Raw genomic sequence first — 270 nt, 5'->3', positions numbered from 1 at the left:
GTTCAGACTCCTGTTATTTGCTTGTTTCAGCCAGCGGGTCGAAAGTACCGGTACCGCCGCGGTTGTCGCTCCATCCGATTGTCTGCTTCAGACGAGCATCGTTGCGGTTCATTGCTCCGAGCGAGAAGCCGAGGAAGTAGTATTTTGCGCGATAGCTGATGGTGAGGTCCTGATGGTAAGAGTCACGGCCGTCACCCTTGTTGTCCTTTCTCACAAGGTTCTCCTGATACCATGTCTTGAGCTGCTCCTGCTGTGTGGCAAGCGGCTGAC

At 54.4% G+C, this 270-nt stretch carries 1 pseudogene; it reads right to left on the bottom strand.

The window, feature by feature from the left end:
• Window positions 1–13: 13 nt before the first annotated feature.
• Window positions 14–270, bottom strand: a pseudogene (locus QVO99_RS07605) (RagB/SusD family nutrient uptake outer membrane protein); the annotation flags it as partial.

This window comes from Prevotella sp. CAG:592 (genome assembly GCF_000436015.1).
GTDB lineage: Bacteria > Bacteroidota > Bacteroidia > Bacteroidales > Bacteroidaceae > Prevotella > Prevotella pectinovora.
The sequence above is the reverse complement of the archived record's forward strand: the minus strand, read 5'-3'. Positions and strand labels throughout refer to the sequence as shown.